At 67.0% G+C, this 24,104-nt stretch carries 17 protein-coding genes; 3 read left to right on the top strand and 14 right to left on the bottom strand.

What is annotated here, in order from left to right; genetic code table 11:
* Nucleotides 1-128 precede the first annotated feature (128 nt).
* From clpB to JS528_RS09435, 3 genes are all read right to left on the bottom strand, one after another.
* On the bottom strand, nucleotides 129-2,801 hold the full coding sequence (gene clpB / locus JS528_RS09445; protein WP_214358807.1) for an ATP-dependent chaperone ClpB: 2,673 nt from the start codon (nucleotides 2,799-2,801) through the stop codon (nucleotides 129-131).
* A gap of 289 nt (nucleotides 2,802-3,090) precedes the next feature.
* Nucleotides 3,091-3,912 (bottom strand): fumarylacetoacetate hydrolase family protein, encoded by an 822-nt coding sequence (locus tag JS528_RS09440; RefSeq protein WP_214358806.1) that lies wholly within the window; start codon nucleotides 3,910-3,912, stop codon nucleotides 3,091-3,093.
* Nucleotides 3,913-3,947: 35 nt separating this feature from the next.
* Complete coding sequence (locus tag JS528_RS09435) at nucleotides 3,948-4,760, bottom strand: DUF4190 domain-containing protein (RefSeq protein ID WP_214358805.1); 813 nt, start codon at nucleotides 4,758-4,760, stop codon at nucleotides 3,948-3,950.
* Between the two features lie 270 nt (nucleotides 4,761-5,030).
* On the opposite strand from JS528_RS09435, the gene JS528_RS09430 reads away from it, so the two are divergent.
* Complete coding sequence (locus tag JS528_RS09430; RefSeq protein ID WP_214358804.1) at nucleotides 5,031-5,582, top strand: type 1 glutamine amidotransferase domain-containing protein; 552 nt, start codon at nucleotides 5,031-5,033, stop codon at nucleotides 5,580-5,582.
* Nucleotides 5,583-5,643: 61 nt separating this feature from the next.
* On the opposite strand, the gene JS528_RS09425 is transcribed toward JS528_RS09430, so the two are convergent.
* The 7 genes from JS528_RS09425 to JS528_RS09395 all read right to left on the bottom strand — a co-directional run bounded on the left by JS528_RS09425 (nucleotide 5,644) and on the right by JS528_RS09395 (nucleotide 14,196).
* Nucleotides 5,644-5,943 (bottom strand): acylphosphatase, encoded by a 300-nt coding sequence (locus JS528_RS09425; protein WP_214358803.1) that lies wholly within the window; start codon nucleotides 5,941-5,943, stop codon nucleotides 5,644-5,646.
* Between the two features lie 19 nt (nucleotides 5,944-5,962).
* Nucleotides 5,963-6,751 (bottom strand): YggS family pyridoxal phosphate-dependent enzyme, encoded by a 789-nt coding sequence (locus JS528_RS09420; protein WP_214358802.1) that lies wholly within the window; start codon nucleotides 6,749-6,751, stop codon nucleotides 5,963-5,965.
* A 271-nt stretch (nucleotides 6,752-7,022) separates the two neighbouring features.
* The gene (locus JS528_RS09415; RefSeq protein WP_214358801.1) at nucleotides 7,023-8,138 is read right to left on the bottom strand and encodes a LacI family DNA-binding transcriptional regulator; all 1,116 of its coding nucleotides are present in this window, start codon (nucleotides 8,136-8,138) and stop codon (nucleotides 7,023-7,025) included.
* 371 nt (nucleotides 8,139-8,509) lie between these two features.
* Nucleotides 8,510-10,534 carry a glycoside hydrolase family 127 protein gene (locus JS528_RS09410; RefSeq protein ID WP_214358822.1) on the bottom strand — a complete coding sequence of 675 codons (2,025 nt, stop codon included), beginning with the start codon at nucleotides 10,532-10,534 and terminating at the stop codon, nucleotides 8,510-8,512.
* Nucleotides 10,535-10,841: 307 nt separating this feature from the next.
* Nucleotides 10,842-11,660, bottom strand: coding sequence for a carbohydrate ABC transporter permease (locus JS528_RS09405; protein ID WP_214358800.1), 819 nt, complete (start codon nucleotides 11,658-11,660; stop codon nucleotides 10,842-10,844).
* Nucleotides 11,661-11,680: 20 nt separating this feature from the next.
* Nucleotides 11,681-12,607, bottom strand: coding sequence for a carbohydrate ABC transporter permease (locus JS528_RS09400; RefSeq protein ID WP_214358799.1), 927 nt, complete (start codon nucleotides 12,605-12,607; stop codon nucleotides 11,681-11,683).
* A gap of 263 nt (nucleotides 12,608-12,870) precedes the next feature.
* Entirely contained in the window at nucleotides 12,871-14,196 is a 1,326-nt protein-coding gene (locus JS528_RS09395) for an ABC transporter substrate-binding protein (RefSeq protein WP_214358821.1), read from the bottom strand.
* A 476-nt stretch (nucleotides 14,197-14,672) separates the two neighbouring features.
* Between JS528_RS09395 and JS528_RS09390 the strand changes: the two genes are divergently transcribed.
* Entirely contained in the window at nucleotides 14,673-15,698 is a 1,026-nt protein-coding gene (locus JS528_RS09390) for a LacI family DNA-binding transcriptional regulator (protein WP_214358798.1), read from the top strand.
* 24 nt (nucleotides 15,699-15,722) lie between these two features.
* On the opposite strand, the gene JS528_RS09385 is transcribed toward JS528_RS09390, so the two are convergent.
* Nucleotides 15,723-16,868 carry a LacI family DNA-binding transcriptional regulator gene (locus JS528_RS09385; protein WP_214358797.1) on the bottom strand — a complete coding sequence of 382 codons (1,146 nt, stop codon included), beginning with the start codon at nucleotides 16,866-16,868 and terminating at the stop codon, nucleotides 15,723-15,725.
* Between the two features lie 181 nt (nucleotides 16,869-17,049).
* On the opposite strand from JS528_RS09385, the gene JS528_RS09380 reads away from it, so the two are divergent.
* Nucleotides 17,050-19,263: an alpha-galactosidase gene (locus tag JS528_RS09380; protein ID WP_240541440.1), complete on the top strand. Its 2,214-nt coding sequence runs from the start codon at nucleotides 17,050-17,052 to the stop codon at nucleotides 19,261-19,263.
* A gap of 24 nt (nucleotides 19,264-19,287) precedes the next feature.
* Here JS528_RS09380 and JS528_RS09375 read toward each other — a convergent pair whose 3' ends face one another.
* The 3 genes from JS528_RS09375 to JS528_RS09365 all read right to left on the bottom strand — a co-directional run bounded on the left by JS528_RS09375 (nucleotide 19,288) and on the right by JS528_RS09365 (nucleotide 23,916).
* Nucleotides 19,288-20,319, bottom strand: coding sequence for a LacI family DNA-binding transcriptional regulator (locus JS528_RS09375; RefSeq protein ID WP_214358796.1), 1,032 nt, complete (start codon nucleotides 20,317-20,319; stop codon nucleotides 19,288-19,290).
* A 141-nt stretch (nucleotides 20,320-20,460) separates the two neighbouring features.
* Nucleotides 20,461-21,684, bottom strand: a complete 1,224-nt coding sequence (locus JS528_RS09370) for an MFS transporter (RefSeq protein ID WP_214358795.1) — start codon at nucleotides 21,682-21,684, stop codon at nucleotides 20,461-20,463.
* Nucleotides 21,685-21,765: 81 nt separating this feature from the next.
* On the bottom strand, nucleotides 21,766-23,916 hold the full coding sequence (locus JS528_RS09365) for an alpha-galactosidase (RefSeq protein ID WP_214358794.1): 2,151 nt from the start codon (nucleotides 23,914-23,916) through the stop codon (nucleotides 21,766-21,768).
* Nucleotides 23,917-24,104 lie beyond the last annotated feature (188 nt).

The following is a 24,104-nucleotide window of genomic DNA, read 5'->3' as shown; positions in this document are numbered from 1 at the left end:
GGATTGCACGTCGGGCCTTGGGCGGGAATCGAGGGTTAGTTTCGGGGCAGCGCGGTTGCTGCACGCCGATCCCCGACTCCCACGTACCGTGGTACCGCGGCAGGCGGACCGGCCATCGAATCAGCCGGTCACTCGTCGGTCTTGACGTCGTCGACGGAGACGTCGGCGTCGTCGGCCGGGGTCTTGCCGAGCGGGTCCTCGGGCATGGCGGTGAGGTCGAGGTGCTCGCCGCCGGTCTGGTCGACGAGCACGGTGTCGCCGTCGTGGACCTTGCCGGCCAACAGCATGCGGGCCAGCTGGTCGCCGACCTCGGTCTGGACCAGACGACGCAGCGGACGGGCGCCGTAGGCCGGGTCGTAGCCCATGTTGGCGAGCCACTCGCGGGCCGCGGAGGTCACGTCGAGCGTGATGCGGCGGTCGGTGAGCCTCTGGGCGACGGAGTGCACCTGGATGTCGACGATGCCGCCGAGCTCCTCGCGCGTGAGCGGGTGGAACATCACGATGTCGTCGAGACGGTTGAGGAACTCCGGCTTGAAGTTCATGTGGACGGCGTCCATCACGGCCTTCTTCTTGGCGTCGGCGTCCATGTCCTCGTTGACGAGGAACTGGGAGCCGAGGTTGGAGGTCATGATGAGGATCGTGTTCTTGAAGTCCACGGTCCTGCCCTGGCCGTCGGTCAGACGACCGTCGTCGAGCACCTGCAGCAGCACGTCGAAGATCTCCGGGTTGGCCTTCTCGACCTCGTCGAACAGCACGACGGAGTACGGACGACGACGCACGGCCTCGGTGAGCTGGCCGCCCTGCTCGTAGCCGACGTAGCCCGGGGCCGCGCCGATGAGGCGCGAGACCGAAGCCTTCTCCATGTACTCGGACATGTCGATGCGGACCATCGCCTTCTCGTCGTCGAACAGGAAGTCGGCGAGCGCCTTGGCGAGCTCGGTCTTGCCCACGCCGGTGGGGCCGAGGAACAGGAACGAGCCGGTCGGACGGTTCGGGTCGGAGATGCCGGCGCGCGAGCGGCGCACGGCGTCGGACACGGCCTGGATGGCCTCCTTCTGGCCGATGACGCGCTTGCCGAGGTAGTCCTCCATGTGCAGGAGCTTCTCGTTCTCGCCCTGCATCAGGCGGCCGACGGGGATGCCGGTCCATTCGGAGACGATGCCGGCGACGGAATCGGCGTCGACGTGGTCCGGGACCATCGGCTCGGGCTTGGCCGCGCCGTTCTCGGCGGACTCGGCGTCGGCCTGTTCGGCGGCGTCGAGCTGCTTCTGGATGGCCGGAATCTCGCCGTAGAGGATACGGCTGGCCTCGGCGAGGTTGCCCTCGCGGGTGAACTTGTCGGCCTCGACGCGCTTGGCGTCGAGCTGGGCGCGCAGGTCGCCGACCTTGTTGTGGCCGGCCTTCTCGGCATCCCAGCGGGCCTTGAGGCCCGAGAGCTTCTCGCGGGCGTCGGCCATCTCGGCCTGCAGCTTCTCGAGGCGCTCCTTGGAGGCCGGATCCTCGGCCTTCTTCAGCTGCATCTCCTCCATCTCATAGCGGGTGACCTTGCGCTGGAGCTCATCGATCTCCTCCGGGGAGGAATCGAGCTCCATACGCAGGTGCGCGGCGGCCTCGTCGACCAGGTCGATGGCCTTGTCCGGCAGCTGACGGCCGGAGATGTACCGGTTGGACAGCGTCGCGGCGGCGACCAGCGCATCGTCGCCGATCGTCACCTTGTGGTGCGCCTCGTAACGCTGCTTGAGGCCGCGCAGGATGGCGATGGTGTCCTCCACGCTCGGCTCGCCGACGAACACCTGCTGGAAACGACGCTCGAGCGCCGGGTCCTTCTCGATGTTCTCGCGGTACTCGTCCAGCGTGGTCGCGCCGATCAGGCGCAGTTCGCCGCGGGCGAGCATCGGCTTCAACATGTTGCCGGCGTCCATCGAGCCCTCGGCCGCACCGGCGCCGACGATCGTGTGGATCTCGTCGATGAACGTGATGATCTGGCCGTTGGCGCTCTTGATCTCGTTGAGAACGCTCTTGAGGCGTTCCTCGAACTCGCCACGGTACTTCGAGCCGGCCACCATCGAGCCGAGGTCAAGCGAGATGAGCTTCTTGCCCTGCAGCGTGGTCGGCACGTCGCCGGCGACGATGCGCTGGGCGAGACCCTCGACGACGGCGGTCTTGCCGACGCCCGGCTCGCCGATCAGCACCGGGTTGTTCTTCGTACGACGGCTCAGGATCTGGATGACGCGGCGGATCTCCTGATCGCGGCCGATCACCGGGTCGAGCTTGCCCTCCTTGGCGGCGGCCGTCAGGTCGGTGGAGTACTTCTCCAGCGCCTTGTAGCTGCCCTCGGCGTCGGGGCTGGTCACCTTGGCGCCGCCGCGCACGCCCGGCACGGCCTTGCGCAGGGCCTCCGGCGTGACGCCGTACTTCCTGAGGATGTCGGCCGACTGGTTCGGGGCCGACGCGGCGATGCCGATGAGCAGGTGCTCGGTGGAGACGTACTCGTCGCCCATGGCCTGCATCTCCTTCTCGGCCTGCGCGAGCGCGGCGGTCAGCTGGCGGCTGGCCTGCGGCTGCGAGGTGGTCGAGCCGGACGCGCTCGGCAGCGCGACGAGGGCGTTCCTCACCGCGGCGCCGATGGCCTGCGGGTCGCCGCCAGCGGCCTGGATGAGGCCGCGCACGACGCCCTGCTCCTGACGCAGCAGCGCGTCGATGACGTGCAGGGTCTCGACCTGCGCGTTGCCCGCGGCGGACGCGCTCTGGATGGCGTCGCCGATGGCCTCCTGGGCCATGGTCGTGAACTTCTGTTCCATATTTGTCCTCCAAGTCTCTTGTGTCCGGAACGGGGCTCCCGGCGGCCCTGAGCCGCCGATCGACGCCGCCGTTCCGGACGTTCATGTCATGTTCTGACATGTCCAACCGACCCAGGGACCATTCTATTCCCAAAAGTTGAGTCGAAGTCACTCAAGTTTTGCCTGTCGTTCATACGCATGAACGACGAAAGCCCCTTCCCGACTGGGGAAGAGGCTTTCGCGAACCGGATCGACCCGGACCCGGATCAGTCCGAATCCGGGTTCGGGGTCGAATCCGAGACGGACCGGATCAGGCGCGCACGATCACGTTGCGCAGGTCGCCGATGCCCTCGACATGGACGATGGTCTCGTCGCCCGGGTCGAGGTGGCCGGAGGCGTTCGGCGTGCCGGTCATGATGACGTCGCCGGGCAGCAGCGTCGAGAAGCTCGAGATCGCCGCGATCTGCTCCGGGATGCCGTGGATGAGGTTGGCGGTGGTGCCGGACGCCATCGGGACGTCCTCGCCGTTCAAGGTGAACGAGATCTTCGCGTCGCGCCAGTTGAGGTCGTCGCGCATCACGATCCACGGGCCCAGCGGGCAGGAGGTGTCGAAGCCCTTGGCACGGGTCCACGTCGGGTCGAGGCCCTGCAGGTCGCGCAGGGTGACGTCGTTGACGCAGGTGAAGCCGAGCACGTAGTCCATCGCCTTCTCGACGGGCACGTTCTTGGCGACCTTGCCCATGACGACGGCGACCTCGGGCTCGAAGTTCATGTCCTTCGAGCAGGCCGGGTAGACGATCGGATCGTCCGGGCCGATCACCGAGGTGGACGGCTTGGTGAAGATGACCATGTCCTCCGGGGCGTGGGAGATCTCGGAGTGGCCGGCCTCGTGCATGAACTGCGCGTGGGCCTCGTAGTTCTTGGCCAGACCGTAGACCTTGGACGGGATGACCGGGGACAGCAGACGCAGACCGTCCATGTCGAGCGGGTAGCGGTTGCCGGTGGGGGTGACCTGGCCGCCGAGCAGCGGATGGCCGTCGAGTTCGACGAGGTAGTCCTTGCCGTCCGCCTCGTCCGTCTGGACGAAGGCGTAGCGCGGCGTGTCATTCAACGAAAAACGTGCGATTCTCATGGTTCTCCAGTCTAGTTCCAGTCCGAAGGCCCCGCTCACAGGGCCGCGTAGGTTTCGGCGACGACGGCGTCGATGGCGGCAGCCGAACCGGGCACGGCCGCGCGGGCCGAGGTGGCCTGCGCGTCGCTGTAGTAGCCGGCATCGCTGTAGTCGCCGTAGTCGTAATGGTCGTAGTGGTCGACGGCGTTGATGCCGAAGACCACGATGAACACGATGAACAGCACGGTGATCACCATCTGCACGGCGCTGATGATGATGCCGGCGATCGCGAGCCCGCGGCCCTTCTCGCCGGTGCGCTTGATCTGGTTCAGGCCGATGATGCTCAGGACGAGGCCGACGATGGCGACGAAGAACGAGCAGACGAATCCGGCGATGGCCATCGCGTTCCACGTCCTTTGCGCCGGATAGCCGTAGCCGTAGTAGCCGTACGGCTGGCTCGGATAGACGCCCTGCGGCGGGACGCCGTTCGCGGCGTAGCCGGTCTGCGTGTAGTCGGGCTGGCCCGACTGGCCCGACTGGCCGTACGCCGACTGATCGTAGGCCGGCTGGGCGTACGGGTTCTGCTGTCCGTACTCGGACTGGGGGTTCTGGCCGTAGTCGGGCTGCTGCTGGCCGTAGGCCGGCTGGGCGTACGGGTTGGCGTCGCCCTGCGGCTCGTAGGCGGGATTGGCGGAACCGGTCGACGCCGGCTGGGCGTAGGGCTGGGTCTGCGCGTCCTGCGGGACCGGATCGAACGGGTTCTGCCGGCCGGCGGTCGGCTGGGGCTGCTGCGCCGACGGATCGGCCTGGCCGTACGACTGCTGGCCGCTGCCGGAGTCCTCGGGATTGGTGGAAAACGGATTTGCCATGACGCCCTCCTCGTCGACATGTCGCCGAATCGCTGTTGATTGCTTGCACCCAGCTTACCGCGAAAGCATACGGTCGCCGCAAGGAATCATGGGAATCGCCCGAACGGATGCCGGGCGCGCACGCCGGTGATGGCAACGGAGCGGCGCCGGCGCGAATCCGACGCATAATGGAACGGGGCATCGAGACATCGCCCCGACGCTTCCGTCGCGAGGGGAATCGATACGAACGACGGGGCGGCACGCAGGCCATCGAATCATCGAGGAGGAACCATGGCAGTCAACGCATCGAAGGTGCTGATCATCGTCAACAACTGGGGCATCGAGGAGATGGAGCTGACCCGTCCGCTCAACGACCTCAAGGCCGCGGGCGCCGAGGTGACGCTCGCCGCGACCACGCTCGACCCGTGCGAGACCGTCGAGCACGACCGCTACGAGGGCGAGACGCTCACGCCGGACGCGAAGCTGTCCGACGTGCAGGCGGCGGACTACGACCTGCTGGTCGTGCCCGGCGGCACCTGCAACGTCGACCGCATCCGCGTGAACGAGGACGCGATCACGCTCGCGCAGGAGTTCGCGCACGAAGGCAAGCCGATCGCCGCGATCTGCCACGGCGCCTGGCTGCTGGTCAACGCCGGGCTCATCGCCGGCAAGACCGCGTCGCCGTGCCGCTACATCGCCGCGGACATCGAGAACGCGGGCGGCAAGTACGTCGACAGCCAGCTGACCATCGACGACGCGAACGGCTTCAAGCTCATCACCTCGCGCAAGCCCGACGATCTGGACTACTTCGTCGGCGCGATCAAGGACGCACTCGGCGACTGATCGCGATTCCCGACGGGCTTCCCTCGGCGAGGGAGTCAGGCGGCCCGCCGGCCGAACGCGGTCATCCCGCGTCGTTCCTGACGCGGAAGGCCGTTTCACGGGGCGCCACGTCGATCTCGTCGACGGCGACGGCATCGACGTGGCCCCAGCGCGGGCCGACCTTGAGCCGGGAGATGAACATGGCGACCGACGCGCGCGGGCCCTGCGCCTCGGCCTCGACGTCGCCGTTCCACAGGTTGCGCACCCAACCGGTCACGCCGGCCCCACGTGCGGCCTGATACGCGAAATAGCGGTATCCCACGCCCTGCACGAGGCCGGAAACGGTGGCGTGGATGCGGATGATGTCCCTGTCCTTCGTCATCTGTCGTGCCCGCCGTCAATCAGATGAAGGCGCGCGGGCCGAAGATCGCGGTGCCGACGCGCACGATCGTGGAGCCCTCCTCGATGGCGAGCGCCATGTCGTTCGTCATGCCCATCGACAGCTCCGTGCAGTGCTCGACGCCCTCCGCCCCGGAGGCGAGGATCTGGTCGCGTGTGCGGCGCAGGTGCGCGAAGCCGGCGCGGATCGTGCGTTCGTCGTCGACGTGCGCGCCGATCGTCATCAGACCCTGCAGCTCCAGTCCGCCCATCGCACCGATGCGCTTGGCCAAATCGATGGCGTGGCTCGGCGGGCAGCCGGACTTCGACGCCTCGCCGGATTCGTTGACCTCGAGCAGCACGCCGACCGTCATGTTCCGCATGACCGCGCGGCGGGCGATCTTCTCGGCGAGCTCGATCGAGTCGACCGATTCGATGGTGTTGACGACCGGCAGCACCTTGCCGATCTTGTTCGACTGCAGCTGGCCGATGAGGTGGAACGGCACGTCCTCGCCGAGCTTCAGGCCGCGTTCGGCGAGGCGCTTCGCCAGTCCGTCGGCCTTGGCCTGCACCTCCTGCGGACGGTTCTCGCCGATCAGGCGGATGCCCGCGTCGATCGCGGTGACGATCTCGCCGACGTCGCGCGTCTTGGTGGCGGCGAGCAGCTTGACCGAGCCGACCTCGCGCCCGGAGTCGACCTCGGCGGAGGCGACGGCGTCCATCGTGCGCCTGACGCCGTCGGCGATCTCGCGCGCACGCGCCTCGTCGATGATCTCGTTCGCCAAGTCCTTGTGGTCCATGTATGCGGTCATGGTTTGCGTCGCTCCCCTGTTCGATGGCCCCTAACGTTCGTTTCGATCTCATCGTAGTCGGGAAACACGGACTCAGCGAGAGGTCGCAGCCATCCTGTGGCGGGAATCTCTCGCTGAGCATGGTACCGGCGAGAGATTGCCGCCACCGACCGGCAGACATCTCTCGCGGACCGCTCTCAGCAAGAGGTTTGCGCCACCAGCTGGCAGATACGGCTCGCTCGCGGGGCGCCCGGCGAGAGATTTCCGCCACCGATTGGCAGGGATGGCACCCTCACACGCCGCCGCGGCTGAGGAAGATGCGCTCGCTGCCCTCGAGCGGGGTGCGACGACCCACCTCGGTGGATTCGCGCACGATCATCGGGCACTCGACGCTGGTCACGCCGTGATGCGGGCGCCCGTTGATAGCGTCGATGAGGAACTTCGCGGCCGTCTTGCCGATGAGCGAGATGTTGTTGTCGAACGTGGTGAGCGTCGGATGGACGTTCGTGCTGAACACGAACCAGTTGTCGTGGCCGATGACGGCGACGTCGTCGGGCACCCTCCTGCCGATCGTCATCAGACCGCGGACGGCGCCGCGCGCGATCTCGTCGCTCAGGCAGTAGATCGCGTCGAGGTCGGGATGACGGTCGACGAGCATCCTGGCGGCACGCTCGCCCCAATCCTCGCTCCACGCGTCGAACAGCACACCCACGGGCTGGAAATCGTACAGGCCGAAGGCGAGCCGCGCGCCCCTGACGCGGTCGCGCGCGGCTTGGAAGTCCTCGGATCCGGCCACGACGGCGATGTGGCGACGCCCCAGACTCAGCAGGTATTCGATGGCCTGCGTGCCGGCGCCGATGTTGTCGCAGATGATGCTGCAGTCCTCCGGATCGCGCGAGGGGTCGTACGTGTAGACGACCGGCAGTCCCATCGTGGTGCGCTCGTCGAGCGGCGGACGCGGGTTGGAGGTGTCGCCCACGACGATCAGCCCGTCCACGCCGTAGGCGGCGAGACGGTCGATGTGGCTCTTCTCGAGCGCCGGACGCCCGTGCGAGCTCATGAGCAGGGCGGCGTGGTTGGACGCGCCGAGCGTCGTCTCCGCGCCAGTGAGCAGTGGCAGGGAGAAGCGTCCGTTGTAGTCCGAGGTGATGAGTCCGACCAGTCCGGAGCGGCTGGCACGGACGGCGCGGCCGGAGCCGGAGGAGGCACCCGCACGATCGGCGGGGCGTTGGTAGCCGAGTCGGTCGGCGGCCATGCGCACGGCGCGCTGGGTCTCAGCGGAGATGCGGTCGGAGTGGTTGAGCGCCTTCGAGGCGGCCGACACCGACACGTTCGCCTCCCTCGCCACGTCGGCAAGGGTCACCTTGCGCGGTCTGCGCGGCTTGTCGGCATCGTTCGAGGTCTGCATTATCCCGTTTCCTCCCATTACGTAGATTAGCGAACCGATCCCCTCTCGCAAAGCCCTCGCCCGATACGGGTGCGCCCCGGCGGAATCGACGACTCCGTCGGGGCACACCCACGATTGGAAGGAAAGGAAGAAGAGAAAGGAGTTGTCCGGCCGGAGGATGTGCCGGGCGGCCGAGGCGCATCGCCTAAACTTTCCCAATGCGGAAGCCCCGCCCCGCGGCCTGTGGACGCACGCGCGCAACGACGAAAGGCCGCCGCACCCGCGTGACGGACGCGGGTCCGACGGCCTATGAAGATAGCCATGAAACCGGACCGTCGGCCCGGACCCGGGGATGCCCCGATCCGATGCCGGCGTGTGGTGGTGTGGTGGGTTTAGAAGTCGGAGTCGAACCAGACCTGCATCTGGCCGATCTCGCGGTTGGCCCACGCGTAGTACGGGATGAGCTTGAGGTCGTAGGACTTCTCCCCGACCGGATGCTCCTCGACGTCCGCGTACAGCGGGAACGACTCGTCGTCGTGCGTGCGCTTCGTGGCCGGGACGGTGATGACCTCCACGCCGTCCAGCTCGCCGAAGTGGTACTCCGCCCTGGCGCGGGACGCGTCACGGCTGGCGATGTGGTAGTTCCACAGCGGAGCCGAGTTGTCGGCCTCCTCCGCGCAGTACACGACCGGGCCGCGCATGACCGCGATCTTGCCGATGTCGTGGCGCACCAGGGTCTTGGAGCGCATGAACTTCACGGCCATGTCCAGGTCCAGCGTGATCTCGGTGGCGCCCGGGGTCAGCTCGATCGTGACGAACCCGTCCACGACCGGCAGACGGCGCGCGTCCTCGCCGTTGACGGTCAGCTCGTGCTTCGACGCCGACCAGCTCGGGATGCGCACCAGGAAGCGCACCGGGTCCGAGCCCTCCGGCACGTCGACCGTGAACTCGATGTGGCCGTCCCACGGGAAGTTCGACTTCTGGGAGACCTTCACGCCGTCGAAGAACTCGGCGTCGTTCGCGATGAACTGATGGGCGACGATCTCGCGGCGATCCTCGTGCACCGTGTACAGGTAGCGGTCCACGGAGGCGATCAGACGCGCGATGTTGGCCGGGCAGCAGGCGCAGCCGAACCACTCGGCGCGGTGCATGAGCACGTGGTAGCGGTCCGGGTTGTGCTCCGTGGCCTCGGGGTCGGCCTCGAGCGCGTTCACGTAGTAGAAGTGCTTGCCGTCCAGCGCGATGCCCGCGATGGAGCCGTTGAACAGCTCCTTCTCGAGCACGTCGGCGTACTCGCCCTTGGTCTCGAGCTCGAGCATCTGGCGCGCCAGGAAGCTCATCGCCACGGAGGCGCAGGTCTCGCCGTACATCGTGTCGCTCGGCAGGTCGTAGTCGTAGGTGAACGCCTCGCCCACATGGGTCGAGCCGACGCCGCCGGTGATGTACATGCGCTTGGTGACGATGTTGCGCCACAGGCGCTTGGCGGTCTCCTCGAGCTCCTTGTCGCCGGTCAGACGGGCGACGTGCGCCACACCGGTGAGCATATAGCCGACGCGCACCGCGTGGCCCTCGGCGGTCTGCTGCCGGCGGATCGGGCGGGCGGTCTGGGTGTACTCGTGCGTCCAGCCGCGCATCTGCGGGAAGATGTCGGTCGTGCCGTCGCCGATCTTCTCGTTCTGCTTGTCGTAGAAGCTCGGGTCCTTGCCGCGCACGTCGATGAAGAACTTCGCGAGGTCGAGGTACTTGCGCTCGTGGGTGACCTCGTACAGGCGGGAGAGCGCCAGCTCGATCTCCGGGTGGCCGTCGGCGCCGGGGATCTTGCCGTCCTCCTCGCCGAAGTTGGCGTCGAGGCAGGCGGCCATCTTCTCGGCGACCTCGAGGGCCTGCTGGTTGCCGGTCACCTCGAAGTACGCCACCGCGGCCTCGATGTAGTGGCCCATCACGTACATCTCGTGGGACTGCTGGATCTGGGTGAAACGCTCACGATCGGCGAACGCGCCGGACCTGATGATGTACGGGGTGTCGAGGTAACCGTCCTCGCGCTGGGCGCGCGCGATCAGATCGACGAGCTTGTCGCACAGCTGCTGCAGCTGCTCGTCCGGCTCGTAGGCGAGGGCGTACGCGGCCTCCTCGAGCCACTTGTACACATCCGAGTCCTGGAAGACGAACCCCTTGAACTCGCCCTCCTCGTCACCCGCCGCGATCCGCAGGTTCCGCACCGCGCGGCTGTAGTGGTAGTCGATGTCCTGCTTCGCGCCCGACGGATCACGCGGGATGTCGATCCTCTGCTCGTCGTTGATCACGGCCCACTGGTACGGAATCACCTCCTTCGCCACATTCTCCCGATAATGCTTCCAAAACGGCGACGTCACCGTAACACGCTTCGGCCCGTCCGAGGTGTGGATCGTCTCAGTCATCATTGAACCTTTCTTGTGTGCTCTCTCCGGGGCGCGCCGTCGGTCGTTGACGGGGTCGCCGGGGTATTTTTGGGTAGGCTTGCGCAGGGGTGGGGTGTTTACTCGGCAACCGGGCTGTTCAGTCGGGGGAGGCGGACCGGCCTACGGCCGGGCTGTGTTTATCAGCCCTTTACCGCTCCGCCTCCGGCCCTGCAATTATTGACTTCGCTTCGCGAAGACTCATCGTTGGCTTCGGCACTGTCGTGCCTCAGCCTGGTGCCTGCTGGAAGCCCACCGGGCTTCCAGCCAAGGGCTGCGGCGCTAGCCGTCAGCCCTTGACGGCACCAGCCATGAAGCCCTTGACGTAGTACTTCTGGAGGGCGAGGAAGAGGATGGCGCAGGGGATGAGGAGGACGACGACGCCGGCCTCGGTGGCGCCGTAGTCGATGACGCCCATGGTCTGCTGGCGCATGTTCACCATCGCGAGCGGCAGGGTGCTCTTCACGGAGGAGGACAGGTACAGCGGAATCATGAAGTTGTTCCACGCCTCGAGGAAGGCGAGCAGGCCGACGGTGACCATCGAGGGCTTGACGACCGGCACGAGGATCTTGAACAGTGCCTGGAAGGAGTTGCAGCCGTCGACCATGGCGGCCTCCTCCATGTCCTTCGGGATCGCGTCGAATGCGTTGCGCATGATGAACGTCGACATCGGCAGCTGGAACAGCGTGATCACGAGGCCCACGCCGAGCAGGGTGTCGTTGAGGCCGATGTCCTTGAACCAGACCATCAGCGGGATCAGCAGCGAGGCGTACGGCACCATCAGGATGGACAGGGTGACCATGAAGCCGAGGTTGCGGCCCGGGTAGTCGAAGCGGGAGAAGGAGTAGCCGGCGAGCGTGCAGACGACCACGGAGAAAACCACGGCCACGGCGCTGACGACGATGGAGTTGAACAGGTACTTGGGCAGGCCCTCCTGATAGCCGAACAGCGTCAGGTAGTTGGCCACGCCCCAACCCTTGGACTGGGCCGAACCGGCCTGCGGGCTGAAGGAACTGACCACGACCCAGATGAGCGGGCTGATGAAGATGAGGGCCAGCAGGCCTTCGAGGATTCGAGCGATGACGCGCTTCCACAACGGGGTAGTCATGATGTGTTACCTCCCCTTTCTCACTTGGTGTTGTCGCGCATGCCGCGCATCTGGATGGAGTTGATGATGACGAGGGCGACGAGCACGATCAGCGACAGCGCCGCGGCCATGCCGAGGTCCTTCTTGGAGTCGAACGCGAAGTTGTAGATGAGCTGGACGACGGTCATCGTGGAGTTGTTCGGGCCGCCCTTGGTCAGGATGAAGAACTGATCGAAGGCGAGGATCGAACCGGTGACGCAGTAGACGAGGCACATCACGATGGTCGGCTTCATCAGCGGCAGGGTGATGGAGCGGAAGATGCGCCAGGTGCCGGCGCCGTCCATGCGGGCCGCCTCGTAGAGGTCGCCCGGGATGGCCTGCAGACCGATCATCATGAGCAGCATGTAGTAGCCGGAGAAGCGCCAGACGATGACGACGATCGTGGCCCACAGCGCGGACTGGCCGGTGGCGAGCACGGAGCCGCCCTCCTGCATGAGGCCGAGGGAGCTCAGCACCTTGGTGAGCGGGCCGACCTGCGGGGAGTAGAGGGCGTAGAACAGCAGGGACGCGGAGGCGAGACCGGTCGCGGACGGCAGCAGGAAGCAGGTCCTCAGGACGTTGTTCCACTTGGTCGACTCCTGCACGATCAGGGCCATGCCAAGGCCGAGGATGAGCAGGAAGATCGTGACGATCACCGTGTATTCGAGGGTGAATCCGATCGAGGGCCAGAACAGCTTGTTGTTGACGACCTCGACGAAGTTATCCGGGAAGTTGACGCCGCGGTTGCCGCCCAGCAGACTCCAGCGGGAGCATGCCATGATGACCAGCAGCACGATCGGCACGAAGAACAGGACGATGATCATGGCCCAGTCGGGCAGGGCGTACAGGATGCCTCGCTTGAACGCCTGCGCCTTGGCCGTGGACTTGTGCTCGGGCACTGCCGCGGCGGACTTGGAAACACTTGACATGCTTCACTCCTTTGTGGATGTGGAAATGGTGATCGAAGAGATCGAAGAGTTCGGATGCAATCCGTTATCGGGGCCGATTCCTGTTGTGGAGATAAGGAGAAAGGAAGGAGATGAGAAACAGGAGATGGAATCGGCCTCGGCAGCAGGCCACATACGTGATGTGCGATTGATGGGGTGTCTCCCCGGCCGGCTTCACGGCCGGACCGGGGAGGCTGTTCGGTTATGCGCCTGGAGTCAGGCGATGCGGACGATCGAGCGACCGATCAGTTGCCGGCGAGGACGTCGGTGACGGCCTGGTTGTCGGCCTTGAGGTCGGACTTGCCCCAGACGGCGTTCTGGACGAGCAGCTGCCACGGGGAGCCGGCGGCGTTGAAGCCCTCGTTGAAGGCCGCGGACTTCGGGGTCTGGCCGTTGCCGTCGATGATCGTGGAGTTGATGGTCTGGATGCGCGGGTCGGCGTCCTTGTAGGCGGTCTTCAGGGTCTCGATGTTGGAGGCGGTGTAGCCGTTGTCGGCGAAGACTTCCTTCTGGGTGTCGGACTGCATCAGCCAGTAGAGGAAGTTCCAGGCCTGGGCGACGTGCTTGGAGTCCTTGGAGATGCCCATCGCGTCACCGCCGAGGAACGTGGAGGTCTTGCCTTCCTTGGTGCCCGGGATCGGGGTCACGCCGACCTCGAAGCCGCCGGACTTCTCGGCATCGAAGATGTCGTTGAGGGAGGTGTTCGGGTAGGGCATGACGCCGATCTTGCCGTTCGCGAACGGAGCGGTCCAGGTCGCGCCGGTCTCCTCCTTGGAGCCCGCGCCGAGGCCGTTCTTGGTGTTGGCCAGCTCCTTATAGGCGTCCAGGACGGCCTTCATCGAGGAGTTGTTCAGCGTGGCGGCGGTGCCGTCGTCGTTCATGACGGACTCACCGTCGGCCCACACGGACGGGAAGAGGTCGAAGACCAGGGCGCCACCGGACTGGCCGGCGAGGTAGGAGCCCGCGACGCCGTCCTTGTTGAGGGCGGCGACCTTCTTGGCCTGCTCGGTGAAGTCGGCGATGGACTTCGGGCCCTGCTCCGGGTCGAGTCCGGCCTCCTTGTAGAGGGCCTTGTTCCAGACCATGACGGAGACGTCGGTGATGAACGGCAGCGTGTGCTTGGCGCCGTCCACGGTGCCGGCCTCGATGTGGCCCTGCTGCAGGTCCTTGAGGTTGTCGAGTCCGTCGATCTGCTTGGTGATGTCGGCGAAGATGCCCTCGGAGGCCCAGTACGGGATGCGCACGACGTCGCCGGCGAGGATGTCCGGCAGGGAGTCGGTCTGCGTGGCGCCGCCGACCTTGCCTTCCATGTCGTCGTTCGGGATGATCTCGAGCTTCACCTGGTTCTTGTGGCTCTTGTTGTACGCCTCGACGACGCCCTTGGCCTGACGCTCCAGTGGGGAGCGGGTCCACATGGTGATCGTCGTGCCGTCATCGGTGCCCTTGGCGGGGATGTCGGAGGTATCGGCGGCACCGGTGCTGCTGCCACCACCGCAGGCGGCCAGAGGGATCAGCATTGCCGCGGCGGCGATGCCGGCAAGGGCTCGGGTGATCTTGTTGAAAGCCATAATCGCTTCTTTCTCTAATGGTTTCCGCTCTACTACGAGTGGCGGCGACGGAACTGCCCGTCACCTGGCCTTTCGCCCTGTTCGCCTCTTCGTCGGAACAGGTCCTCTGCGAAAGTCTGGTGCCAGTATAGGAAAAATTGCGAAAGCTGCATCGACAATCCCGCGCATGCGAAATTTTTCGCATAATCGAAGCGGTTCGACACAAAAAGCGCCAATTTGTCAATCGATTGTCATCGGCCATTTTCCAACGATTTGACGGCGTGTTGCAGTGAAACCACAAAAGTAAACATGGAACACACTTTTTGTTACATTTTCTCTTTCCGAGGAAAAATCAACGCCTCCTCCGCCACGCCGAGGCCCCTTTCGGATGAAAATTTTCGCACGCGCGTATACAATTGCGCGCTATACAGAGACGTACCGGCCACCGAGCCGCCCAACGATCGCCACCGTCATCATCGTGACGACGAACCCGAGGAACCATGAGCACGACAGACCAGACAGCAGGACGAACCGCCAGGCTTGAGGACGTGGCCGCGATGGCGGGCGTCTCGCTGGCGACGGCGTCCAAGGCGTTGCACAACAAGCCGCGCATCAGCGAGGACACCCGTCAGCGCGTGATGGAGGCGGCCCGACGGCTCAACTATTCCCCCAACAAGCTCGCCCAGTCGCTGGCCAACGGCACCTCCGGACTCATCGGTCTGGTCACCTCGGACCTCAACGGCCGCTTCTCCACGCCGATCCTCATCGGCGCCGAGAACGAGCTGCGCGCGCAGTCGACCTCCGTGCTGCTGGCCAACGCACGCGGCGACGCGATCCTCGAGCGGCAGCATGTCGAGAAGCTGCTGTCCCTCAAGGTCGACGGCCTGCTCATCGTGCAGTGCGAGACCAACCCGCGCCCCTCGCTCGGGCGCAACTGGGGCGTGCCGCTGGTCTACGCCTATGGCCCTTCGACCGACCCGGCCGACTGCTCGGTGGTGTGCGACAACGTCGAGGCCGGGCGCATGGCCGTCAACCACCTCATCTCCTGCGGCCGTCACAAGATCGCGATCATCGGCGGCGACGAGACGTTCACCGCGGCCACCGACCGCACGAAAGGCGCGCTCGAGGCGCTCGCCGAGTTCGGTCTCGAGCCGGCCGGCCCCCTGCGCTACGGCCGCTGGGACGAGAACTGGGGCCGCGCCGCCACCCGTCTGCTGCTCGACCAGGGCGTCGAGTTCGACGCCGTCGTCTGCCAGTCCGACATGCTCGCGCGCGGCTGCATCGACGTGCTGAAGCAGCAGGGCATGAAGATCCCGGACGACGTGGCGGTCATCGGCCACGACAACTGGGACGTGCTCACCAAGAACTCACGCCCGGCATTGACCTCGATCGACAACGAGACCGAGCTCATCGGCCGTCGCGCCGCACGCAACCTGATGGACGCCATCAACGGCCGCCCGCATCACGGCATCGACTACGTGCCGTGCCGGCTCGTCCAGCGCGAGTCGACGCTGCCGCTCGACTGAGGTCGGGCACCGTGCTCCTCTACGTCATCCGAGCGACGTCGCGCGCGGCGCGGCCGCGGAATCACGGATGACGAGCTCGCCGGGCAGCTCCACGTGACGCGACGGCAAATCGTCGCCGCGCGAGCGCGCCTCGAGACGCTCGACGAGCAGCCGGGCCGCGCGACGGCCGGCCGCGGCGAAATCCTGCCGGGCCGTGGTCAGCGCCGGCGACCAGACCTCGGCCAGCGGGTGATCGTCGAATCCGACGACGCTGACGTCGTCGGGCACGCGCACACCCTCGTCGTTCAGCCCGCGTATCAGCCCCATCGCGATCTCGTCATTGCCGGCGAAGACCGCGGTCGGTACGTCGCCCCGGGCGAGCTCCCGGCCGATCGCGCGCGCGTCCTTCGGGTCCCACGTGCAGTGCAGCACGTCGGGCACCGGCCGTCCGGCCGCACGCAGCGCCGCCTCCCAGCCCGCGGTGCGGCTGTACCCGCCGCCACCGCCGGGGATCGTCACATGCACGACGCTCCGATGTCCCAGCCCCAACAGATGCTCGGTGAGCTCGCGTCCGGCCTGGTTCTCGCACAGGTCGATCTGGTCGAGTTCGGCCATGCCTTCCACCGGATCGCCGGCGATCGCGACCTTGGCGACCGAATCGGGCAGCATCGCGAGCGCCTCGCGCGCGGCCGCATCGTAGTTGAGCACGACCACGCCGCCCGGATTGAGGTCCATCACCATGTTGACCGAGGAGCGCAGCGTCGCCGTCGAGCCGCCGTCGAGCTTGGCGATCGTCACCGGATAGCCGCTTACGCGGGCCTCGTCCTCGACGCCCTGGATCGTCATCGCCGAACCGTACAGCGTGGTGTTGCTCGACAGCACGGCGATCGACTGCACGGCCGAGTTCACGAGTCCGCGCGCGACGCGGCTGGGCCGGTAGTCGAGCAGCGCGATGGCGTGGGCGATGCGCGCGCGACTCTCCTCGCTGAGCTTCGGCGAATCGTTGAGGTAGCGCGACACCGTCGACACCGAGACGTCGGCGAGCGCGGCGACATCCTTGATCACGGGCGCGCGCTTGCCCGCCCGATGCGGCCGGCCTCCCGTCGTCGTCGCCGGCGACTGCGCCGATGACGCCGACGTCCGTTGTTCCCGCTCGTGCGACTGCTCCGGTTGCTGCTGATCGTGTTCCATCACCCGCCAAGTATACGGCCGGCTCCCTCCCCGCCACGGGCGCCGCACGGCGGTCGCGGACCGTTTTCGTGGTATCGATACCACGATTGAAATCACAATGATTACGAATCACCGTTGACATTTTGTGGTATCGATACCACGAACTATGATGAGCCTCGTCAAGCACCACCGACGCAAATCCATGACAACGAGGTATGACATGCAGATGACCACCATCACCATCGGCCGGCCGACGACGGCCGGAGATTCCGGATCCACGACGCGGCACTCGCCGACCGACGCCCCGATCACCGCGACAATCGGACTCGCCGAGGGTCGGCTCCCCCACATCGTCTCGATCACCCGCGGGCCCGCGCCCGCGACGGCGACGTCCGCCGCCGGCCCGGACCCGCAGTTCCCGCAGACGCTCGACGCGGGGCTCGCCGTCGGCGAATCGCCGACGATCCTGCCCACGCAGGCCGAGGGCTGGACCGGCACGCCCGCGATCCAGGTGTCGCGCGGCGGCGTGGAGCTGTTCCCCTCGTTCGCCGTCACGACGACCTCGCACACGGCGAGCGCCTTCACGTTCGCCGCCGAGGACCGCGAGGCGCGCCTCGCGTTGGGCGGCACGCTGGAGATCGGCCCGGAGGGCCTGCTGCGCGTCGACGTCGCGCTGACCAACTCGTCCGACGCCGACGCCCCGCTCGTCGTCAACCGCCTCGCCCCGGTGGTGCCGCTGCCGCCGCAGGTGAGCGAGATCGAGTCCTGCACCGGCCATCATCTGCGCGAGCGCGCGCTGCAGCGCCAGAGGCTCACCGAGGGCGTGTTCGCGAAGGAATCGCGCATGGGCCGGCCGAACTTCAACGCGACGACGCTGCTGACCGCCGGCGAGCGCGGGTTCGGCTTCGAGCACGGACTGGTCGTCTCCGCGCACGTCGCGTTCAGCGGCAACAGCACGACGTTCGTCGAGCGCACGCCGTACACGCACGGCGTGATCGGCGGCGGCGAGCTCACCTACGCGGGCGAGATCACGCTCGCCCCGGGCGAGACGTATCGCGCGCCGCGGCTGCTCGTCGCGCTCGGCGAGGGCCTCAACGACGTGTCGGCGCGCTTCCACGCGTACCTGCGCGCGCGGCATCCGGAGCTCGCCAGGCCGCGTCCGGTCATGCTCAACACGTGGGAGGCGATGTACTTCGCGCAGAGCGAGGGCAAGGTGATCGCCCTCGCCGACCATGCCGCCGAGGTGGGCGTGGAGCGCTTCGTCATCGACGACGGCTGGTTCAAGGGCCGTCGCGACGACACGAAGGCGCTCGGCGACTGGCAGGTCGACGCCACGCTCTGGCCGGAGGGCCTCGGCACGGTCGCCCATCACGTACACGATCTGGGCATGGAGTTCGGCCTGTGGTTCGAGCCGGAGATGATCAGCCCGGATTCGGACGTGGCGCGCGCCCATCCCGACTGGATGCTCGCGCCGAACGCGACGCGCCTGCCAGTGGCGTCGCGCGCGCAGCAGGTCATCGACCTGACGAATCCGGAGGCCGCCCGCTACGTGGAGGCGGCGATCGACACGCTCGTCGGTGAATACCACATCGACTACATCAAGTGGGACCACAACCGGTTCCTGACCGAACCGATCTCCCCCGCGTCGGGCCGTCCGGCCGTGCACGGGCAGACCGAAGCGTTCTACGCGATCGTGGACCGGCTGCGCGCGCGGCATCCGGGACTGGAGATCGAGTCCTGCTCGTCGGGCGGCGGCCGCATCGACGCGGGCGTGCTCGAGCGCTGCTCGCGCGTGTGGGCGTCCGACTGCACCGATCCGATCGAGCGCGCGGACATCCAGCGCGGCACGTCGCTGCTGGTGCCACCGGAGATGATCGGCGAGCACATCTCGGAGTCGCCGAACCATGCGACCCGTCGCGCCACGTCGCTCACCACGCGCGCGGCGATGGCGTTCTTCGGCCATCTCGGCATCGAGTGGAACATCATGAAGCTCGGCGACGCGGATCTCGCGCGGATCAAGCGCTGGGTGGACCTGTACAAGGCCCGTCGCGCCGCGATTCCGCAGGGCGTGCTCGTGCACGCGGATGCGCCGGATCCGGCGGTGAGGGTCGACGGGCTCATCGCCCCGGACCGTTCGCGCGCGGTGTTCCGCTTCGCGGCGGTGGCCTCGTCCGAGGAGTATCCGTACGGACTGATCAGGCTGCCCGGACTCGATGAGTCGGCCCGCTACCGCATCCGCCCGCTCGGCGGCGTGGACCTGTACGAGGACGAGTTCAGCCCGAACTGCCGCACGAAGCTCGGCTGGTGGACCGATGAGGGCGTGGTCGTGGACGGCGCGACGCTCGGCCAGTGGGGCGTGCGCCCGCCGCAGCTCGCGCCGGAGCACGCCGTGCTCATCGAGGCGACGCGGGAGTAGTACCCGAGTCGATTCCCCTCAATCTCAACGCCGTCGCGGCGCCGTGGACGCGCGTTCGACCAGATCACCGGCGATCAGGTCGAACATCGTCCACGCCTCGCCGCGGCGGCGGTCGTTCACCACGTCGTCGATCTGCTCCTTGAGCAGGGCCACCGCATGCTCGCCCGCTTCGGTGAAGCGCTGGCGGACGGTGGTCAGCGGCGGGTTCCACACCTTCGAGAGCGTGTGGTCGTCGAATCCGGCCACGCTCACATCCTCCGGCACGCGACGGCCGGCGAGCGCGAGCCCGCGCATCAGTCCCATCGCGACCTCGTCGTTGCCGGCGAAGATCGCGGTGACGGACGGGTTGCCGCCGAGCCTGCGGCCGATCTCGACGGCGTCCTCGGCGTCCCATGTGGTATCGATCGGCGCCGGCGCGGGCACCTTCGCGTCGCTCAGCGCCATGCGCCAGCCGTCGGCGCGGGCGTCCACGTCGGCCGGCACGGAGACGTAGTGGACCGTCTCGTGGCCGAGGGCGAGCAGGTGCCGGGTCATCGCGTAGGCGCTGTCGTATTCGCACAGTTGGATCTGCGCCCGCCGCTCGTGCCGCGGACCGCCGATGATCACCATCGGCGTGCTCGCGGGGATGCGGGAGACCACGCTGTCGGTCAGCCGGTCGAAGTCGATGAGGATGACGCCGGCCGGACTGCGGTCGAGGCAGGAGCGCACGCTGGAGAGCATGTGCTCGCCGCCGCGCGGGTCGAGCACGCAGATCGTGATCGGGTAGCCGATCTCCTGCGCCTTGCGTTCGATGCCGAAGATGGTCTGCGTGCGCCCGTAGAGCCTGGTGTCGGCCGACATCACGGTGATCGACTCGCTCATGTCGAGCGCGAGGGCGCGCGCGATCGGATTGGGGCGGTAGTTGAGCTTCTCGATGGCGGCGGCGATCGCCTCGCGCTTCTTCTCGCTCACGCGCTCCGGATCCTTGAGGTAGCGCGACATCGTCGGCACGGAGACGTTGGCCACGGCCGCCACGTCACGGATGGACGGTGCGTTGCCTCGCTTCGTTCTGGGCATGAATCCTCCTCGCCCGGTTCGTCTGTCCACCGGGGATACCGGGCCATTCTATGCGGTTGGTGATACCGGTACAAAAATGCGCTCCCCGGCATGGGGAGCGCATGTGCGGTCAGGACGTTACGGCCATGACGGGCCGGACGATCACGCGGTGGCGATCGCGGCCTTCCTGGCGCCGTCCTTGTGGGTCAGGCGCCAGACGGCGACCACGGCGATCATGATCGCGAAGCCGACGGTGAACCACGGGAACGGGGCGGCCGGGTCGGTGGAGCCGGTGATCGCGGCGATGGCCTTCATCGCAAGCGGCGAGGCGAAGACGCCGACGTGGAAGGACAGGATGATCATCGTGGACCAGAACGCCTGGGAGCTCTTGGTGGCGTACTTCGGGATGCGGTTGCACAGGAACGGTCCGAGGATCGGGCCGGGGAAGTTGAACAGGAAGAACCCGGCGACGAGCACGGCGTAGTTGCTGCCGGCGACGGAGACGAGCAGGCAGCCGAGGAAGTAGATGCCCATGCCCACGTAGTAGGTGCGGTCGCCGAACCTCTTCTCGAGGAAGCCGTACACGAAGCCGGCCACGACGGCGAACAGGATGCCGACGGAGATGATCACGGAGGAGTCGTGGTGCGGGTCGTTCAGGATCTTCTGGGCGATCTCGGCGAAGCGGACGTTGATGGCGTTGAAGAACACCATGTACAGGGCGGCGCACACGCAGAACGCGCCGAGCAGCGGGCTGGTCCTGTCGGGGTAGGTGTTGACGTTGCCCTCGTCCTCCATGTCGGAGGAGCCGGACTTGTCGAGGTGGACGTCGGGGACCTGGATCCAGAACCAGATGAGGACCGGGAAGGCGAACAGGTAGACGACGAAGGCGCCCTGCCAGCCGGCGATGAGCACGAACACGGAGACCAGGGCGGTCATGATGGCCTGGCCGAGGTTCTCGGTGGCGCCGCGGATGCCGAGCAGGGTGGCGCGGCGGTTGCCGGAGTACATCATCTGGATGAGGGTGATGACCAGCGAGTTGTACAGGCCCAGGCCCATGCCGAAGAGCACGCGGGCCGCCATGACGACCGCGAAGTTGGTGGCGAACATCGGCACGAACGCGGTGATGCCGACGAGGAACAGGCCGGCGCCGATGACCTTCTTCAGGCCGAAGAAGCGGGCGAGCGCCGGGGAGATGAGCAGGGTGATCAGGGCGGTCAGCGACGGCGTGGTCGACAGCAGCTCGGCGGACGTGTTGTCGACGTTGAGCGCGCGGCCCAGCTGCGGGATGACGCCGTTGACGACGCTGTAGCTGGTGAGGAACAGGGAGGCGGACAGCATCGGCAGGATGACCGAGAGGCTGTTGACATCCTTCTTCTTGGATGACATGGGGGTTTCCTTTGGTTTGGTTGGGTTGTGGTGGTTGGTTGACGGAAGGATTCGGCGCTGGCGGAAGGGGCCGGGTCCGGCTCAGTCCTTGGGCGCGACGAGGAACGTGCGGGAGGCGTGGCCGTCGCCGGGCACCCGCACGGCGGCGCGGCCATGGGCGGCGTCCCAGGAGACGGGCCATGCGTCGACGTCCTTGTCCGGGAAGATCGGGGTGACGGTCGCGTCGCGGCCGTGGCACCTCGGCAAATCGAGCGCGACGGTGCCGCCATCGGAGTCACGGTCCCAGACGGTGACGAGCGCGTAGTCGGGCGCGTACAGGCCGTAGGCGACGACTCTGTCGGTCCAGCCCGGCAGGCCGAGCGGCCAGAACGGCGTGGACGAGGCGATGACCGGCTGCACGTACCTCTTGTACTGGGCGATCGACTCCTCGACCAGCGTGCGCTGCTCGTCGCTCATGCGGTTGATGTAGCCGGACAGGAAGTAGCGGCCGAGGAACGTCGTGTTGATGTTGACGGCGCTCTCCTCGACGCCCATCGTGGACTGCGGGTAGGCCCAGCTGCCGGCCTGTTCGGGCAGGACCATCATCGGCGCGGTGGCGGCGATCGTCGGGTACAGGCGGAAGTCCTGCTGATCGGAGGTGGACTGCACCTGGAAGCGGGAGGTCTGCGCGAAGTCCTCGCGCATGCCGCCGGAGGAGCAGTTCTCGAGGATCAGGTCGGGGTGGCGGCGGTGCACGCCGTCCACCCAGTCGAGGTAGGCGCGGTTGTGGCCGAGCAGGCCGTCGCCGAGCGAGTCGGAGTCGACGTCGGTGCCGATGCCGGGCTGGACGTTGTAGTCGAACTTGAAGTAGCCGACGCCGTACTCGTCGACGAGGCGGTCGACGACCGTGTCGAGGTGTTTGCGCGCCTCGGGGCTGCGCAGGTCGAGCACGTAGCGCTCCTGCTCGACGACGCGGTGGCCGTTGCGCATGAAGAACGCGGAATCGGGGAGCTTGTCCGCCATCGGGCTTTTGACGCCGATGACCTCGGGCTCGAGCCACAGACCCGGGACCATGCCGGCGGCGCGGATCGCGTCGACGACCTCGCCGAGGCCCTTCTTCCCGGGGAAACGGGTCCTGGACGGCAGCCATTCGCCGACAGTCGGCCACCAGTTGCCGGAGTCGTCGTACCAGCCGCAGTCGATGCAGAAGATCTCGATGCCGACCTTGGCGGCGGCCTCGATGAGCGGCAGTTCCTTCTCGGTGGTCGGGTCGCCGTAGATCGTGTTCATGTAGTCGTTGAAGATGACGCGCGGACGGGCGTTGTCGACGTGGTCCGGCTGCGTGCGCATCGCACGACGGTAGTCGGTGACGGCCCTGACGACGTCGTCGAAGTCGCCGCCGAGCGCGACCGACGCCGGGACGGTGGCGAAGGTCTCGCCGGGCTTGAGGTTCCTTGCCCAGCCGTGGTCGACGCTGGTCGGACCGGTCAGGGCCATGTAGGCGTCGGCGGTGTCCTCGCCGATGTCCCAGCGCCATGCGCCGTTGTGCTCGATCTGGAACAGCCACGCGAGGCCGAACGTCTTGGACTGCTCGATGGCGAGCGGGGCGAAACGGCCGGTGGACCAGGTGCTGGTGGACACGACGCGGTGCTCGCCGCGCGGGTCGACGTTGGTGAGCTCCTCGGCCATGTCCGGGAAGTAGTCGCGCAGGGGCGTGGCGTGCCAGCGGCCCTCGGCAAGCCAATCGTACTTGCCCTCGATGGACTCCCATGCGGCGAGGTCGGCCTGCTGGCCCTCCGGCGCGCCGAACGCGGACGCCCAGCTGGTGATCTGCTCGATGCTCAGCGGAGGCTCGGTCTTGTCGGCGTTGGTGTTGGTGACGGTCGCATAGGTGCGGAACATCGGGATGCCGTTAGGCAGCTCGTAGGTGACGGTCACGGCGACGCCCTGCTCGGGGTCGGCGACCTCGACGTCGAGGCGCTTGACGCCGCGGGCCTTATCCTCGGACTCCCTGTGACCCACATAGCGCAGGTCGCGGCCGAGGGTGGTGTGGATGAGCTTGTCGCAGGCGATCCAGTGGCCGGTGCCGGCGATCTCCATCTCGACGATCGGGATGCGGTGGTCCAATACCGCCTTGACCGTTCCGCCGCCTTCGGTCGTCGCCTCGACCGACGCGACGGACACCGGGGACTCGTCGTCCCATTCGAACCGCAGGGTCAGCGCGTCATTGCCCCACGAGAAACCGTTCGCCATTGCGTTCCTCCTCGATGCACACCACGGGCGTCCGACTTCGGGGCGTCGGCCACGGTCCGGCGTCACCGCCGTGCCCGTTGCCGCCTTCATCCGCGACGCGCATCATGCCGGTCGGCCCGAACCGCACATCGTCCGTGCCGACCTTCGTTTTCCGTTGTCGTACGACACTATATTTTGATACCGGTATA

This window comes from Bifidobacterium santillanense (assembly GCF_018555385.1).
Taxonomy (GTDB): domain Bacteria; phylum Actinomycetota; class Actinomycetes; order Actinomycetales; family Bifidobacteriaceae; genus Bifidobacterium; species Bifidobacterium santillanense.
The sequence above is the reverse complement of the archived record's forward strand: the minus strand, read 5'-3'. Positions and strand labels throughout refer to the sequence as shown.